The organism is Klebsiella quasivariicola (assembly GCF_002269255.1).
Classification (GTDB): domain Bacteria; phylum Pseudomonadota; class Gammaproteobacteria; order Enterobacterales; family Enterobacteriaceae; genus Klebsiella; species Klebsiella quasivariicola.
Genome location: NZ_CP022823.1, coordinates 5,203,974 through 5,219,618, shown reverse-complemented (window position 1 = coordinate 5,219,618; position 15,645 = coordinate 5,203,974). Strand labels below are relative to the sequence as shown.

Here is a 15,645-nt window from a genome sequence, read left to right as displayed (position 1 = left end):
TGTCTCATATTGCCCGTTGTTGTCTTTTCCGCTCCGGTGGTTTGTGCCAGTATGGTTCGTTGGCTATTTGGCCTGAGTTGAGCGTTGTCGGGAGCAAGTGTGAGCAGCAAAGTTGAGCAACTGCATCAGCAGTTAAAAGAACGTATTCTGGTCCTGGATGGGGGCATGGGCACCATGATCCAGGGCTATCGTCTGAGTGAGCAGGACTTTCGCGGTGAGCGCTTTGCTGACTGGCCGTGCGACCTGAAAGGCAACAATGACCTGCTGGTGCTCAGCAAGCCTGAGGTGATCCGCGAGATCCACGACGCCTACTTCGAGGCCGGCGCGGATATCATCGAGACCAACACCTTTAACTCGACGACCATCGCGATGGCGGATTACCAGATGGAATCCCTGTCGGCCGAGATCAACTTTGCCGCGGCGAAGCTGGCCCGCGCCAGCGCCGACGCCTGGACGGCCCGCACGCCGGAAAAACCGCGCTACGTCGCGGGCGTGCTTGGCCCGACCAACCGTACCGCCTCTATCTCGCCTGATGTGAACGATCCGGCGTTCCGTAATATTACCTTTGACCAGCTGGTGGCCGCCTATCGCGAATCCACCCGGGCGCTGGTGGAAGGTGGTGTGGATCTGATCCTGATTGAAACGGTATTTGACACCCTGAACGCCAAAGCGGCCATCTATGCGGTGAAAGAGGAGCTGGAGGCGCTGGGCGTTGACCTGCCGCTAATGATCTCCGGCACCATTACCGACGCCTCCGGCCGCACGCTTTCCGGGCAGACCACCGAAGCTTTCTATAACTCGCTGCGCCACGCCGAAGCCTTATCGTTTGGTCTGAACTGCGCCCTCGGGCCGGACGAGCTGCGCCAGTATGTTCAGGAGCTGTCGCGCATCGCCGAATGCTATGTCACCGCGCATCCGAACGCCGGTCTGCCCAACGCTTTCGGCGAATACGATCTGGATGCCGACACCATGGCGGCGCAGATCCGCGAATGGGCGGAAGCCGGTTTCCTTAATATCGTTGGCGGCTGCTGCGGTACGACTCCGGAACATATCGCCGCCATGAGCCGGGCGGTAGCGGGCCTGCCGCCGCGTCAGTTGCCGGAAATTCCGGTGGCCTGCCGCCTCGCCGGTCTGGAGCCGCTAAACATCGGCGACGACAGCCTGTTCGTTAACGTCGGCGAACGTACCAACGTCACCGGCTCGGCGAAATTTAAGCGCCTGATTAAAGAAGAAAAGTACAGCGAAGCGCTGGACGTTGCCCGTCAGCAGGTGGAAAGCGGCGCGCAGATTATCGATATCAACATGGACGAGGGGATGCTCGACGCGGAAGCGGCGATGGTGCGCTTCCTCAACCTGATTGCCGGCGAGCCGGACATTGCCCGCGTACCGATCATGATCGACTCCTCCAAGTGGGAAGTCATTGAAAAGGGTTTGAAATGCATTCAGGGCAAAGGCATCGTTAACTCGATTTCGATGAAAGAGGGCGTCGAATCCTTTATCCACCATGCGAAGCTGGTGCGCCGCTACGGCGCCGCGGTGGTGGTGATGGCCTTTGACGAAGTGGGCCAGGCCGACACCCGCGAACGCAAAATTGAGATTTGCCGTCGCGCCTACAAAATTCTCACCGAAGAGGTCGGCTTCCCGCCGGAAGATATTATCTTTGACCCGAATATCTTCGCGGTGGCGACCGGTATTGAAGAGCACAATAACTATGCCCAGGACTTTATCGGCGCCTGCGAAGACATCAAACGCGAGCTGCCGCATGCGCTGATCTCCGGCGGGGTCTCCAACGTGTCGTTCTCGTTCCGCGGCAATGACCCGGTACGTGAGGCGATCCACGCCGTGTTCCTCTACTATGCGATCCGTAACGGCATGGATATGGGGATCGTCAACGCCGGCCAGCTGGCCATCTATGATGACCTCCCGGGCGAGCTGCGCGACGCGGTCGAAGACGTGATCCTGAATCGCCGTGATGACAGTACCGAACGGTTACTTGAGCTGGCGGAAAAATATCGCGGCAGCAAAGCGGACGACGGCGCGAATGCCCAGCAGGCGGAATGGCGCAGCTGGGAGGTGAAAAAGCGTCTCGAATATTCGCTGGTGAAGGGCATTACTGAATTTATCGAACAGGACACCGAAGAAGCGCGTCAGCAGGCCGAACGTCCTATCGAGGTGATTGAAGGGCCGCTGATGGACGGCATGAACGTGGTCGGCGATCTGTTCGGCGAAGGCAAAATGTTCCTGCCGCAGGTGGTGAAATCCGCCCGCGTGATGAAACAGGCGGTGGCCTACCTCGAACCTTATATCGAAGCCAGCAAAGAGCAGGGCTCCAGTAACGGTAAAATGGTGATTGCCACGGTAAAAGGCGACGTTCACGACATTGGCAAAAACATCGTCGGCGTGGTGCTGCAGTGCAATAACTACGAAATTATCGATCTTGGCGTGATGGTCCCGGCGGACAAAATTCTCAAAACCGCCAAAGAGGTGAATGCGGATCTGATCGGTCTCTCCGGGCTGATTACCCCGTCGCTGGACGAGATGGTCAACGTGGCGAAAGAGATGGAGCGCCAGGGCTTTACCATCCCGCTGCTGATAGGCGGCGCGACTACCTCGAAAGCGCATACGGCGGTGAAAATCGAGCAGAACTACAGCGGACCGACCGTTTACGTACAGAACGCCTCGCGCACCGTCGGGGTGGTGGCTGCGCTGCTCTCGGAGACGCAGCGCGATGATTTTGTCGCCCGCACGCGCAAAGAGTATGAGACCGTGCGTATCCAGCATGGGCGTAAAAAACCGCGCACCCCGCCGGTAACCCTGGCCGCGGCGCGGGAAAACGATCTGGCCTTCGACTGGGAGAGCTACACGCCGCCGGTGGCCCATCGCCTGGGGATACAGGAGGTGGAAGCGAGCATCGAGACGCTGCGTAACTACATCGACTGGACGCCGTTCTTCATGACCTGGTCGCTGGCGGGCAAATACCCGCGGATTCTGGAAGATGAAGTGGTCGGTGAAGAGGCACAGCGCTTGTTCAAAGACGCCAACGAGCTGCTGGATAAACTCAGCGCAGAGAAAACCCTGAACCCGCGTGGCGTGGTCGGGTTGTTCCCGGCCAACCGCGTCGGCGACGATATTGAAATTTATCGCGACGAAACCCGCACTCACGTGCTGACGGTGAGCCATCATCTGCGCCAGCAGACGGAGAAGGTCGGCTTCGCCAACTACTGCCTCGCCGACTTCGTCGCGCCGAAGCTGAGCGGCAAAGCGGACTATATCGGCGCCTTCGCCGTCACCGGCGGCCTGGAAGAGGACGCGCTGGCGGACGCCTATGAAGCGCAGCATGATGACTATAACAAGATCATGATCAAGGCCATCGCCGATCGTCTGGCGGAGGCCTTTGCCGAGTATCTGCATGAGAAAGTACGCAAGGTCTACTGGGGGTATGCGGCCAATGAGAACCTCAGCAATGAGGAGCTTATCCGTGAGAACTACCAGGGGATCCGCCCTGCGCCGGGGTATCCGGCCTGTCCGGAGCACACCGAAAAAGGCACCATCTGGCAACTGCTGGACGTGGAAGCCCATACCGGCATGAAGCTCACCGAATCGTTCGCCATGTGGCCGGGCGCATCGGTTTCCGGCTGGTATTTCAGCCATCCGGACAGCAAGTACTTCGCCGTGGCGCAGATCCAGCGCGACCAGGTCGAAGACTACGCGCTGCGTAAAGGGATGACCCCGGCGGAAGTCGAACGCTGGTTAGCGCCTAATCTGGGCTATGATGCCGACTAAATCGTCACCTTTCCTTACAACAAACAAGGCGCTCTGTGAGCGCCTTGTCTCTTTATTGAGGTTAACCCCTTATACTGAGAGAGGTTCCAGAACGTCGGAACACCTATAACGATAAGGAGAAGCTGATTCCGTGTTAACTCTGCTACACCTGTTGTCCGCGGTTGCTCTGCTGGTGTGGGGCACGCATATCGTGCGTACCGGGGTGATGCGCGTCTATGGCGCTCGCCTGCGTACCGTTCTCAGTAGCAGCGTAGAGAAAAAGCCGCTCGCCTTCTGCGCGGGTCTTGGCGTCACTGCGCTGGTGCAAAGCAGCAATGCCACCACCATGCTGGTGACCTCGTTTGTTGCCCAGGATTTAGTGGGCCTGACGCCGGCGCTGGTGATGGTGCTGGGGGCTGACGTCGGGACGGCGCTGATGGCGAGGGTGCTGACCTTCGACCTGTCGTGGCTGTCGCCGCTGCTGATATTTATCGGGGTGATCTTCTTCCTTGGCCGCAAGCAAACCCGTGCCGGGCAGCTGGGGCGGGTGGGGATCGGCCTGGGGCTGATCCTGCTGGCCCTGGAGCTGATTGTTCAGGCCGTCCACCCCATTACTCAGGCCAACGGCGTGCAGGTGATTTTTGCCTCGCTGACCGGCGATATCATGCTGGATGCCTTGATTGGCGCCGTATTCGCGATCATCAGCTACTCCAGTCTGGCGGCAGTGCTGTTGACCGCGACGCTGACCGCGGCGGGAGCGATCTCTTTCCCGGTGGCGCTGTGCCTGGTGATTGGCGCCAACCTGGGATCGGGGCTGTTGGCGATGCTCAACAACAGCGCGGCGAACGCGGCAGCGCGCCGCGTGGCGTTGGGTAGCCTGCTGTTTAAGCTGGTGGGGAGCCTGATTATTCTGCCGTTTGTCCATCCGCTGGCCGCGGTGATGCACAAGCTGCCGTTGGCGGAGTCTGAACTGGTCATCTACTTCCACGTCTTTTACAACCTGCTGCGCTGCATCGCGATGGTGCCCTTCGCCGGGCCGATGGCGAAGCTGTGCCAGCGTCTGATTCACGATGAGCCCGAGCTGGATAACCATCTCAAACCCAAGCATCTCGACCCGTCGGCGCTGGACACCCCGGCGCTGGCGCTGGCCAATGCCGCGCGTGAGACCCTGCGCATTGGTGATGCGATGGAGCAGATGCTGGAGAGCCTGCATAAGGTGATGCATGGCGAACCGCGTCAGGAGAAAGAGCTGCGCCGCATGGCGGACGATATCAACGTACTCTACACCGCCATTAAGCTCTATCTGGCGCGAATGCCAAAGGATGAGCTGGCGGAAGAGGAATCCCGGCGCTGGGCGGAAATCATTGAAATGTCGTTAAACCTCGAGCAGGCGTCCGATATCGTCGAGCGGATGGGCAGCGAGATCGCCGATAAATCACTGGCGGCACGACGCGCCTTCTCGGTGGAAGGGTTAAAGGAGCTGGATGCGCTGTACGATCTGCTGCTCAGCAATCTGCAGCTGGCGATGTCGGTCTTCTTCTCCAGCGATGTACCCAGCGCCCGCCGTCTGCGGCGCAGCAAACACCGGTTCCGCATTCTTAACCGCCGTTACTCGCATGCGCACGTTGACCGTCTGCATCAGCAGAACGTGCAGAGTATCGAAACCAGTACGTTGCACCTGGCGCTGCTGGGGGATATGAAGCGTCTGAACAGCCTGTTCTGCTCGGTGGCCTACAGCGTGATGGAGCAGCCGGATGAAGACGACGAACGAGATGACTACTGAGATTTCCGTTTATGTCGCTTCTTTTCTGGCGAGGTAGCCCTCCCGGGACGTGGCTGACGCCTTCCCGGGAGGGACATACTAGCTTCTGGCAAACGCCGAGGCCTCTGCCACCAGCGCGCTATCCGGCCGTACGCCGGTATAAAGGGCAAACTGCTCGACGGCTTGCAGGGCAATAACTTCCGCACCGCTGATGGTCTGCTTACCCCGTTGCTGCGCCAGGCGAATCAGCGGAGTTTCCGCCGGCAACGCGACCACGTCAAACACGACGCTGGCCTGGGCCACCATGGCCTCGCTGAACGCCAGCGTGTTGCTTTCCGCTCCCCCTGCCATGCCCAGCGGTGTAACATTGACCAGAATCTCAGCTGCGATCCCTTCCGGCAGGGGCTGCCACTGAAAGCCATACTGTTTTGCCAGCGCCAGGCCGCGCTGGCGATTGCGGGCCGCAATGATCACATCGCGAAAACCGGCATCACGGAAGGCGGCAATGACGGCTTTCCCCATGCCGCCGCTACCCTGAATCATCACTCTGGCGTTGGTATCGAGCCGATGGCTGGCGATCAGGCTTTTAACCGCGATGTAATCGGTGTTTAGCCCGGTTAACTTCCCGTCGTCATTGACGATGGTGTTGACGGAGTCGATGGCTTTTGCCGACGGGTCGATCGCGTCAAGAAACGGTATGCAGCTCTCTTTAAACGGCATGGAGACCGCACAGCCGCGGATACCCAATGCGCGAACCCCTTTTACCGCCGCCTCAATATCCGTTGTCGTAAAGGCTTTGTAGAGATAGTTCAACCCCAGCTTTTCATACAGATAGTTATGAAAGCGGGTGCCGAAGTTGCCGGGGCGACCCGCCAGAGAGATACACAGCAGCGTATCGCGGTTAATCATGCGTAATATCCTCCGCGTGGGCCAGCAGATACGCTTCAGCCTCCTGGGACCAGATCCCATGGTGACGTGCCACAATCGCTGCCAGTTCGGGATCGGCGATCTCGCCAAGCGGCGTGAGCGGGAAGGCTTTTCCGGTATATACCAGCTTTTTCCCCCCGCCGACGGCAGGCAGATCGAGGGTGGTTTCGCCCGCGGCGTTCAGGCCGAGAATATGGGTGACCACTTTCGCCGTCTGGACCTTTTTCGCCTGCATCAGCGCCACCGCGGCGCGCATATCGTCAGTATTGCCGCCGGAGGTGCCGACGTAGTGGGTAAAGGCGTAGTGCACGTCGTAGAAGTTGATCGGGGCGCTGAATTGCTTATCCTGGGGGCCAGCAAAGAAATTCAGGCAGCCGTCCGGGGCCAGCAACGAGGAGGCCAGAGTGATCAGCTGTTCGTTTGGCACAAACACGAAGATATCGTCGAAGCCATGGCCGCCGCTGAGCGCCAGCAGCGTATCGCGACTGGCCTCATGGCCGTCGAGATAGTGGATCAGCGTCTGCGGCTCAGAGGGGTAATGACGGCGGGCGTAGCTGAGCTTCGGCTTATTGGTATCGGTCACTACCAGTAGTGAAGGATTGATGGGGCCGTGTAGCGCATAGTCGATGGCCAGCAGCCCCATTGGCCCCGTCCCGCCCAGGATCAGGGTGCGCCCCTGCGGACGGATCCCCATCACGTGGTTGTAACTCCCCTCCTGCAGATGATAGTTGGCGTTGAAGGCGCCAATGACGCAGGAGAGCGGCTCGACCAGCGATCCTTCAAACCAGGTATCCCCCTCCCAGGTGAGCAGGCAATCCTGCGCCATCACCTCATTGGGGATCACCACATGGGTGGCTTCGCCACCGATCCATGGGAATGAGTAGCCGGGGCAGTCGGGCCGGTCGGGCAACTGCAGGTTGGCCTGGATCACGTAGCGCTGCCCAGGCTGAAACTTATGCTGCCACTTTTTACCGACGGCGAGGATTTCGCCGCAGAATTCATGGCCGATAATAATGGGCCTGGTGGCCACATCATCTGGCACCTTTTTATGAGCGGCACCCTGATTGGCCTCTTTCCATGAAGAAAGGCACAGGCTGTCAGTGACCACCCGGGCGAGGATCTCATCGTCCTGCATCGCCGGGAGGGTAAAGGTTTCCAGGCGCAGGTCACGTTTGCCATACAGGCGCAGGGCCGTTGTTGTTTGCATAAACCACCTCATCCCCTTCATCTTTCGGGGCTATGTTGTTGACGTCACCCCGGCATCGCCGGGGCGGAATAATCAGGACAGAAAGCCGAGAGCGTTGCCGATAATGCCTAAGCCGAACAGGGCGAAAATCAGCCAGACTGGATTCACTTTCTTATTCAGCAGACGCACCATCAGTAGCGTCAGGCCCAGCGCCAGCAGGCCGGGGCAGAGCTGATCGAGGATGTTCTGGACGGTCATGGTGACGGTGGCGCCGTCAGCACCGGGCGTTTGGGAGACCACCAGCGGCACATTGATGGTGGTCCATTTGGTCACCAGCACCCCCATGACAAACAGGCCGAGAATGGAGGCGCCTTCGGTCAGCTTCTGCAGCAGGTTACCGCCCATATCGCTGACGATATTGACCCCCTTACGGAAGCCCAGCTGCAGGCCGTACCACTTCATTGCCAATCGCACCGCGTTGAAAATAAAGAAAAATAACAAAGGCCCCAGAATATTGCCGGAGAGGGCCAGCGAGGCGCCGAGGGCCGCGGTAATCGGCCGCAGCGTGCCCCAGACCAGCGGGTCGCCGACGCCTGCCAGCGGGCCCATCAGACCCACCTTGATGCCGTTAATAGCGCCATCGTCAATGGCCGCGCCGTTGGCCCGAGCCTCCTCCATGGCGGCGGTGACGCCGATCACCGGGCCGCATACCGCCGGCGTGGTATTAAAGAACACCAGATGACGCTTCAGCGCCGCGACCTGATCGGCTTTGAGCGGATACAGGCGTTTGATCGCCGGGATCATGTCGTAGCAAAATCCCAGGCCATGAATACGTTCGAAGTTAAAGGAGGCCTGCTGGAGGTTGGAGCGGAGAAACATGCTCACCAGGTCGCCTTGCGTGATTTTTTTCTGTTCCATTTTCGGCTCCGTTAGTCGTCAAGCTGGTCAAGGGCGGGTGCAGAGGGGGCGGTGGAGGCGGCGGGTTCAGCCTTACGCCACTGCGGATTGAGCTGGAGGTAGATCAGCGCGATGATGACGCCCACGCCGCCGAAAGCCAGCAGGCTGAGGTCGAGATAACCACCAGCGAGAAAACCGAGGAAAAAGAAGGGCATCAGGTACTTCACGCCCATCATTCGCAGCACCATCGCGTAGCCCACGACGACAATAAAACCGCCGGCAATCTGCAGACCGCGGGTGACGAATTCCGGGATCGCGCTAAGCATACTGCTGACCATGTCCGCGCTAACGAACAGAGAGACCACCAGCGCCGGAATTGCCACGCGCAGCGCCTGCACCCCCAGCGCGGAGACATGCAGCAGGTCGATGGTGCGAAAGCGCGCCTCCTCGGCCGCTTTGTCCGCGGCGTGCTGGAACACCACGGTAATGGTGCGAGCGAAAACGGTCAGCACCTGCCCGGCGGCGGCCACCGGCAGGGCAATGGCGATGCCGGTGGCAATGCTCTGGTGGCCCACAATCACCAGAATGGCGGAGATAATGCTGGCCAGCGCCGAATCTGGTGACTGTGCAGCCCCCACGTTCATCCAGCCGAGGGCGATCAACTCCAGCGTGCCGCCGAGCATAACCCCGGTTTTTAAATCACCCAGGATGAGGCCAATTACGGTACAGGCGATAAGGGGTCGATGGGTCTGAAATTCGTCCAGCACGCTGCCCATTCCGGCAATACAGGAAAAAATAAATATGGCTATTATTTGTAGGGTACTAATTTCCATAATTTTGACCTTTAAGGTGTGAGTTATCCTGCCTGCTACGGCATATCACAACAGGCGCTATTTTTTATTCGCAGAAAGTCGTTTCGTTAATTTTGTCGAGAATATTAACTGACGGGTCTGATGCGACCACGCGTAAATCGAGTTTTACGCCCAGTTTATCGAGTTCACGGAATGCCTGAATATCCTGCGGATCCAAAGAAACGGCTTTGGTTAGCTGTTTTTTTCCGGGGCGCCAGGCCATACCACCAATATTTAACGTGGCGATCTGCACGCCCTGGCGCACCATCGTTAAAACATCGTGTGGATTGGTAAATAAATAAAAGACGGTCTCATCCTGATATTGCGGGTTATGATAGACCGCTACCGCCTTTTCCAGACTGACAACATTTACCTTCATGCCTGGCGGTGCCGCCTGGCGCAACAGGGTCCGGCGAACTTCATCGTTAAATACCTCGTCATTGCAGATAATTATCCGCTGGGCGTTAGCGACTTTTGACCAGACGGTGGTGACCTGCCCATGAATGAGTCGGTCATCAATACGGGCGAGCGTAATATGCATCAGAACTCCTCCTCAACGGTTTCTGGCTGCTGCCAGACCACACAGCACTGGCTGGCAATGGTTTGCAGATGCTGACATAAGTCATCGGCGCTCAGGGTATGCTGGTTATCCACCAGCTCAAGCGCCAGCGGCAGCGACAGGCCGCTAATCACCCGGATCTGCGGGTGACGCATTGCCAGACCGGCTGCGGCATTCCATGGGCTTCCGCACTGCAAATCTACCGCGATGACCCACTCCTCATCGATGTGTGCGCTTACTAACTTTTCCAGGTTAATGGCGATATCCGCCGCGTTTTCGCCGGGGACAAACGCGACGGCGCTGACGTTAACCTCGCCGTAGACCATGCGTACCGAATCAAGCATGGCCCCGGCCAGCTGGCCGTGGGCGCAGAAGATAGCGTGAACCATACTGCCTCCTTAACCGCGCGTTTTTCCGCCGGCAATGTTAGTGGTGACTCCGGTGATGTAGCTGGCGCGTGATGACAAGAGATAGCAAACAAAATCAGCGACTTCCGAGAGTTTTCCCGCCCGCCCGATGGGAATGGCGTTTTTGGTATATCCCTCGCGAAGTTGCTCGACGGTGATATTGCGCGTCCAGGCCAGCGCCTCTTCATATTCCGGCGTCCGCAGGCCGGTTTTTTCGAGGATCCCCGGCGCAACGCCGACCACACGGATCCCATATTTACCCAATTCTTTAGACCAGGAGCGGGTAAAGCTATTGAGCGCGGCCTTGGTGGCGGCGTAGCAGCTTTGACCTTCAGAGCCTTCCAGACCGCTCTCCGACGAAACATTGACAATCACCCCGGCGCGCTGTTTGACCATTTGACGTGCCACCGCCTGCGACATGAAAAACACCCCTTTCTGGTTGATATTGACCATTTTTTCAAAAGCGGCTTCGTTTAATTCATAGCGGCCGGCCGGTGCTTTTTCGTCGACTAATAAACGTGGGAAATTCACGCCGGCGTTATTGACCAGGCCATCAATACGCGACCAGCGCTGAATAATGGCATCGATAGTCTGCTGTACCTCTGTCGCGCTGGAAATATCCGTCGGCCAGAAATGATAATTATCGCCATTGTGATGGCGATCGCCGCCGTGAATATCAATCATCTGGACATGAGCGCCTTGGGATAATAATTCATCGACAATGGCCAGCCCAATTCCTGAGGCGCCACCGGTTACGATAATGACGTTATCTTTTAAATTTAACCAGGTATTCATTATGCTCTCCCATTTCTTTAGATAAAGGGATCCCCCGCAGCGCGTGCTGCGTGAAATCATATCCTGTGTGTTATTTCAGTAATAATTCAGCTGTTTCTCTGTTTGTCACCAGACAATTAATATAGCGTCCGTGCAATGCGCCAAGAATGCCCGAGTATTTCTCTTGCCCCATGGCGATGCCGATGGAATAACGCGCCTGGCGCAGCTTCGCCATTTCGATCGACAGCGTTTTTTCGCTCATATTGGTATCGACTAACCCGCCGTTAATATCGTAGAAACGCGAGCAGATATCCCCGGCGACGTGGCGGGCGTTGAGATCGTCGCTCTCTTCGCTGCCGTAGAAGGCGTGCCAGTTTGCGCCGTCGCGAATGGCCGGTGAACCAATACCCACCAGCGCGACATCCAGACTGTCCCAGTAGGATGAGATGGTTTTAAAGTGCTGGGACTGCATGATGCCGTTGCGGATCAGCGGGTTATCCAGCAGGGCTGGAAAATCGGCAAGGTGGGATTCCGCTTTCAGCCTGGCTGCCGCACCGTAGGTTAACGTGTTCACATGGTAGCGGCTCTCCAGTTTACCGGAAGGCCCGCCGATGATGGGGACGCAGATCACCTGGCGTGAGTGGCTGGCCTGCGGCAGGTTCTCCACCAGCGAACGCACGGCGCGGCCCCATGAAAAACCGATAATATCGCCGGGTTCCAGCAACCGATCGACAAGCAGGGCGCCATGCTGGCCCATCGCGCTCAGCTGTTCTTCTTCCAGCAGCCCATCGCTACTGGCAACCACCGCCTCTTTCAGACCAAATTTTTGCTTGAGCTGTTGTTCGAGCCACAGGTTCTCGTTGTAGTCATAGTTGATGGCAATGGTGACAATGCCCTGCTCGCGGCCGCGCTTCAGCAGGCGACTAATGGTGGTGCGATAGATCCCCAGCTCGCGAGCGATTTGCGCCTGGGTCATATCCTGCTCGTAATAGAGCTGGGCGATTTTGACAATCAACCGGATATCATCGCTATTTTCCATAGTCATCTGCTGGCTCCTGCACATTTGTGCAAATCGCGGGTTTGTGCTGTTGATCTGATATAACCCTATTAGAGCCGCCGTTTAAAGGGATTTTCTTTTATTTCATCACCCTAATCTGGCGAATAATCTTGCACATTTGCGTTATCAATAGTGGGTTGTTGGCACCTTTGTGCATTGCGCGCTAAGCCGCTGATTCTGTGATATTTCATTACGCAAAGTTGCCAGACGTTGAGCGGGACACTTTTGTGAAAAAAGGCGTAGTCGATCACACCTTGCGCCGGAGGGCGCAAAGGCACATCTTTTTTCTCGCCCACAAGGTAGGGTATATTTCGCTTTTACAGGAGAATCTATGCTGCCCGACTCATCAACCCGATTAAATAAATACATCAGTGAAAGCGGCATCTGCTCGCGTCGCGAAGCGGACCGCTTTATTGAACAAGGCAACGTCTTTATCAATGGCAAGCGCGCCACTATTGGCGATCAGGTGAAGCCTGGTGACCTGGTCAAAGTGAACGGACGGTTGATTGAGCCGCGTGAAGCGGATGATCTGGTGCTGATTGCGCTGAATAAGCCGGTCGGTATTGTGAGCACCACCGAAGATGGCGAGCGTGACAACATTGTCGACTTCGTCAACCACAGCAAGCGTATCTTCCCTATCGGCCGTCTGGATAAAGATTCTCAGGGGCTGATCTTCCTCACCAACCACGGCGATCTGGTGAACAAGATCCTGCGCGCCGGCAACGACCATGAAAAAGAGTATCTGGTGACGGTCGATAAGCCGGTGACTGATGAGTTTATTCGCGGCATGGGCGCAGGGGTGCCGATTCTCGGGACGGTGACGAAAAAATGTAAGGTGAAGAAAGAGGCGCCGTTCGTTTTCCGCATCACTCTGGTGCAGGGGCTGAATCGCCAGATCCGGCGTATGTGCGAGCACTTTGGCTATGAAGTGACGAAGCTTGAGCGTACGCGGATCATGAACGTGAGCCTGACGGGGATCCCCTTGGGTGAATGGCGTGATCTAACCGATGACGAGCTGATCGACCTGTTCAAGCTGATTGAAAATTCCTCTTCCGAAGCGAAGCCGAAAGCCAGGCCGAAGGCCAAAGCGGCGACTCCCGGGATCAAGCGCCCGGTGGTGAAGATGGAAAATAGCAACGATAAGGGTCGCCCGGCTGGTAACGGGAAACGTTTCACCCAGCCGGGACGTAAAAAGAAAGGGCGTTAACGCCTGCCGCGGGTCGGCGTATTCGCCGACCAGGAAAAGGTCGCTTCCTTGTCCGTTTTGTAAGCCTGCTGTTTTCTCACCTGGCGGGCTTTCTTCGCTTCCGCTTCACGCTGCGCCATCAGCTTATCGATATATTCCTTTTTCACGCTGTTCGTTTCCGCATTGCTCAGCGGGCGGCCATGCGCAATACGCGCGCGGTCAAGCAGCGTTTTCAATTCGCGCTGTTCGCGCTCGGTCATCTCTTTTTGTGTAATACGGGGGAGTGCCATGGTGGTGCCCTCAGTCAGACCAGAGCACCCAGTGTACGGCAATCAGCGCAAAATAGAACGCATCCGGAAAGCGCCTCGCAGAATATTTCCCTCGTTCGTGACCAGTGAACGGGTCTGGCTTAGGGTAATGGCACGTCTCCCGTCCAACGACGACAAATTTTGGGCGGGTGATGTATAAAATTTTATACAAGGATGTGGTATGCTCAATCAGCAACAGAGATTAAGGCGTATCGTCTGGATGGGCTCTTCCTTTGACGATCTGCGCCAGTTTCCTGAGGATGTCCGCAGAGATGCCGGATTCCAGCTTTATCGTTTACAGTCGGGTTTAGAGGCTGCGGACTGGAAAGCGATGCCTCAACTGGGGCGGGGCGTTGAAGAAATCCGCCTGCGCCACTTTTCCGGTGCATATCGGGTAATTTATCTGGCCCGTTTTGCAGAGGCGATATATGTCCTGCACTGTTTTAACAAAAAGACGCGGCGTACCGCCGAACACGAAAACAGATTGTCAGAAGCCGTTTGCAGGTTATACAGCAGGAACACAGGAGTCATAAATGAATCGTAAGAGTGTGGATGGTATCCGTCATGTGACCTCTGAAGAGAGCAATATATTCAGTGAACTGGGCTTTGATGATGCTGACGCAGAGCAGCTTCGGGGACAAGCGGAAAAAGAAGTTGAGCAGTTGATAGCGCTTAAACGACAGTTAATGCAGGAAATCGCTGAGTGGATAGATGAACATCAATTGAAGCAGGCCGATGCTGCCGCGAAGTTGAGCATTTCGCGCCCGCGTATTTCAGATGTGGTCAACCAGAAAACCAGTAAGTTTACCCTGGATGCGTTAGTCATGATGTTAATGAAGTTAGGTAAACCAGTACGTTTGCAGATTGGATAACGCACACGTCCGGGCCTGCGCCCGGACGTATCACGCTCAGCGCTTGTCGGCTTTTTTGGCGATGGGCTTTCCTGACCAGTACCCGGCCAGCAGCGAACCGGACAGGTTATGCCAGACGGAGAACAGCGCGCCCGGCAGCGCCGCCAGCGGGCCGAAGTAAATTTTACCCAGCGCGGCCGCCAGGCCGGAGTTCTGCATCCCCACCTCGATCGCCAGCGTACGGCAGGTGGATTCATCAAAACCAAACAGACGTCCGCCCCAGTACCCGCCAAGCAGACCAATAGTGTTATGCAGGATCACCGCGATAATCACCACCAGGCCGACGGAGGCAATATGGGCGGCGGAACCCGCCACCACCGCGCTGATGATCGCCAGAATGCACACCATCGAGAAGGCGGGCAGGAACGGCTCCACCGCTTTCACCACCTTCGGCAGCAGATGATGGACAATCAGTCCCAGCGCGATGGGGATGACCACAATCTGCAGAATGCTGAGCAACATGCCCATGACGTCGACCTGAATATGCGCGTCGACGTACAGACGGGTGAGCAGCGGTGTCGCGACCACGCCAACCAGCGTGGAAACTGAGGAGATGGTTACCGACAGCGCCACATCCCCTTTTGCCAGAAAGATCATGACGTTGGAGGCGGTTCCGCTGGCGACGCTGCCGACCAGCACCATCCCGGCGGAAAGCTCCGGCGGCATATGAAACAGCAGCGCCAGCAGCCAGGCGGCGAGCGGCATCACCAGATAATGGAGAAAGATCCCCGCAGCGACCGGCGCCGGGCGCGACAGGACGCGTTTGAAATCTTCCAGCTTCAGATGGACGCCCATACCGAACATGATCAGCATCAGCAGGGTGGTGACCCATGGGCCAATCGGGGTGAAGGTGGTGGGGGTGTAATAGGCCAGAACGGAGAGCAGCAGTGCCCATAACGGGAACAGCCGCGTCAAAGTTGCGAGCATGTTGTGTTCCTTGCGATACGCGAACCGGGCCGCGCCATCCCGATGGGGCGGCGAGCAGGTCAGCTGGTTGTGTTGATGTTGTTATAAAAAAGCCGGGTTCGAGCCCGGCTATAGGTATTGTTTATCGTGCT

The 15,645-nt window shown here is 57.2% G+C and carries 14 protein-coding genes and 1 pseudogene; 5 read left to right on the top strand and 10 right to left on the bottom strand.

Annotated features, from left to right (window positions below; translation table 11 throughout):
• The first annotated feature begins 99 nt into the window (after nt 1-99).
• Nucleotides 100-3,783, top strand: coding sequence for a methionine synthase (gene metH / locus B8P98_RS26245; protein ID WP_095033571.1), 3,684 nt, complete (start codon nt 100-102; stop codon nt 3,781-3,783).
• A 130-nt stretch (nt 3,784-3,913) separates the two neighbouring features.
• Nucleotides 3,914-5,545 (top strand): Na/Pi cotransporter family protein, encoded by a 1,632-nt coding sequence (locus B8P98_RS26240; RefSeq protein ID WP_025713364.1) that lies wholly within the window; start codon nt 3,914-3,916, stop codon nt 5,543-5,545.
• A gap of 78 nt (nt 5,546-5,623) precedes the next feature.
• On the opposite strand, the gene B8P98_RS26235 is transcribed toward B8P98_RS26240, so the two are convergent.
• The 8 genes from B8P98_RS26235 to B8P98_RS26200 all read right to left on the bottom strand — a co-directional run bounded on the left by B8P98_RS26235 (nt 5,624) and on the right by B8P98_RS26200 (nt 12,164).
• Nucleotides 5,624-6,433: a shikimate 5-dehydrogenase gene (locus tag B8P98_RS26235; protein WP_025713363.1), complete on the bottom strand. Its 810-nt coding sequence runs from the start codon at nt 6,431-6,433 to the stop codon at nt 5,624-5,626.
• Nucleotides 6,426-7,658, bottom strand: coding sequence for an L-sorbose 1-phosphate reductase (gene sorE, locus B8P98_RS26230; RefSeq protein ID WP_025713362.1), 1,233 nt, complete (start codon nt 7,656-7,658; stop codon nt 6,426-6,428). Before sorE ends, B8P98_RS26235 begins: the two co-directional genes overlap by 8 nt.
• 72 nt (nt 7,659-7,730) lie before the next feature.
• Nucleotides 7,731-8,555: a PTS system mannose/fructose/sorbose family transporter subunit IID gene (locus B8P98_RS26225; RefSeq protein WP_002884590.1), complete on the bottom strand. Its 825-nt coding sequence runs from the start codon at nt 8,553-8,555 to the stop codon at nt 7,731-7,733.
• Between the two features lie 11 nt (nt 8,556-8,566).
• Complete coding sequence (locus tag B8P98_RS26220) at nt 8,567-9,367, bottom strand: PTS mannose/fructose/sorbose transporter subunit IIC (protein WP_025713361.1); 801 nt, start codon at nt 9,365-9,367, stop codon at nt 8,567-8,569.
• 64 nt (nt 9,368-9,431) lie between these two features.
• On the bottom strand, nt 9,432-9,926 hold the full coding sequence (locus B8P98_RS26215; protein ID WP_025713360.1) for a mannose/fructose/sorbose PTS transporter subunit IIB: 495 nt from the start codon (nt 9,924-9,926) through the stop codon (nt 9,432-9,434).
• Entirely contained in the window at nt 9,926-10,333 is a 408-nt protein-coding gene (locus B8P98_RS26210) for a mannose/fructose/sorbose PTS transporter subunit IIA (protein WP_025713359.1), read from the bottom strand. Before B8P98_RS26210 ends, B8P98_RS26215 begins: the two co-directional genes overlap by 1 nt.
• A gap of 9 nt (nt 10,334-10,342) precedes the next feature.
• Entirely contained in the window at nt 10,343-11,146 is an 804-nt protein-coding gene (locus B8P98_RS26205) for an SDR family oxidoreductase (RefSeq protein WP_025713358.1), read from the bottom strand.
• Nucleotides 11,147-11,216: 70 nt separating this feature from the next.
• On the bottom strand, nt 11,217-12,164 hold the full coding sequence (locus tag B8P98_RS26200) for a sugar-binding transcriptional regulator (protein WP_095033671.1): 948 nt from the start codon (nt 12,162-12,164) through the stop codon (nt 11,217-11,219).
• Between the two features lie 349 nt (nt 12,165-12,513).
• Between B8P98_RS26200 and rluF the strand changes: the two genes are divergently transcribed.
• Nucleotides 12,514-13,389, top strand: coding sequence for a 23S rRNA pseudouridine(2604) synthase RluF (gene rluF / locus B8P98_RS26195; protein WP_002884619.1), 876 nt, complete (start codon nt 12,514-12,516; stop codon nt 13,387-13,389).
• On the opposite strand, the gene B8P98_RS26190 is transcribed toward rluF, so the two are convergent.
• Nucleotides 13,386-13,658, bottom strand: a complete 273-nt coding sequence (locus B8P98_RS26190) for a YjbD family protein (RefSeq protein ID WP_002884625.1) — start codon at nt 13,656-13,658, stop codon at nt 13,386-13,388. The genes rluF and B8P98_RS26190 overlap by 4 nt on opposite strands.
• A 199-nt stretch (nt 13,659-13,857) precedes the next feature.
• Between B8P98_RS26190 and B8P98_RS26185 the strand changes: the two are divergent.
• Both B8P98_RS26185 and B8P98_RS26180 read left to right on the top strand, forming a co-directional pair.
• Nucleotides 13,858-14,213: pseudogene (locus B8P98_RS26185) on the top strand (type II toxin-antitoxin system RelE/ParE family toxin).
• Nucleotides 14,210-14,548 carry a helix-turn-helix domain-containing protein gene (locus tag B8P98_RS26180; protein WP_025713355.1) on the top strand — a complete coding sequence of 113 codons (339 nt, stop codon included), beginning with the start codon at nt 14,210-14,212 and terminating at the stop codon, nt 14,546-14,548. The pseudogene B8P98_RS26185 and the gene B8P98_RS26180 overlap by 4 nt, the downstream one beginning before the upstream one ends.
• A 36-nt stretch (nt 14,549-14,584) precedes the next feature.
• Here the strand turns inward: B8P98_RS26180 and panS are convergent, their stop codons facing one another.
• Nucleotides 14,585-15,514, bottom strand: coding sequence for a ketopantoate/pantoate/pantothenate transporter PanS (gene panS / locus B8P98_RS26175; RefSeq protein WP_002884627.1), 930 nt, complete (start codon nt 15,512-15,514; stop codon nt 14,585-14,587).
• Nucleotides 15,515-15,645: the final 131 nt, after the last annotated feature.

Coding starts and splice junctions, on each gene's coding strand:
- B8P98_RS26190 (WP_002884625.1), bottom strand. CDS start 13,658: ATGGCACTCCCCCGTATTACACAAAAAGAGATGACCGAGCGCGAACAG.
- B8P98_RS26200 (WP_095033671.1), bottom strand. CDS start 12,164: ATGGAAAATAGCGATGATATCCGGTTGATTGTCAAAATCGCCCAGCTC.
- B8P98_RS26225 (WP_002884590.1), bottom strand. CDS start 8,555: ATGGAACAGAAAAAAATCACGCAAGGCGACCTGGTGAGCATGTTTCTC.
- B8P98_RS26235 (WP_025713363.1), bottom strand. CDS start 6,433: ATGATTAACCGCGATACGCTGCTGTGTATCTCTCTGGCGGGTCGCCCC.
- B8P98_RS26205 (WP_025713358.1), bottom strand. CDS start 11,146: ATGAATACCTGGTTAAATTTAAAAGATAACGTCATTATCGTAACCGGT.
- B8P98_RS26210 (WP_025713359.1), bottom strand. CDS start 10,333: ATGGTTCACGCTATCTTCTGCGCCCACGGCCAGCTGGCCGGGGCCATG.
- B8P98_RS26220 (WP_025713361.1), bottom strand. CDS start 9,367: ATGGAAATTAGTACCCTACAAATAATAGCCATATTTATTTTTTCCTGT.
- sorE (WP_025713362.1), bottom strand. CDS start 7,658: ATGCAAACAACAACGGCCCTGCGCCTGTATGGCAAACGTGACCTGCGC.
- B8P98_RS26180 (WP_025713355.1), top strand. CDS start 14,210: ATGAATCGTAAGAGTGTGGATGGTATCCGTCATGTGACCTCTGAAGAG.
- panS (WP_002884627.1), bottom strand. CDS start 15,514: ATGCTCGCAACTTTGACGCGGCTGTTCCCGTTATGGGCACTGCTGCTC.
- B8P98_RS26215 (WP_025713360.1), bottom strand. CDS start 9,926: ATGCATATTACGCTCGCCCGTATTGATGACCGACTCATTCATGGGCAG.
- rluF (WP_002884619.1), top strand. CDS start 12,514: ATGCTGCCCGACTCATCAACCCGATTAAATAAATACATCAGTGAAAGC.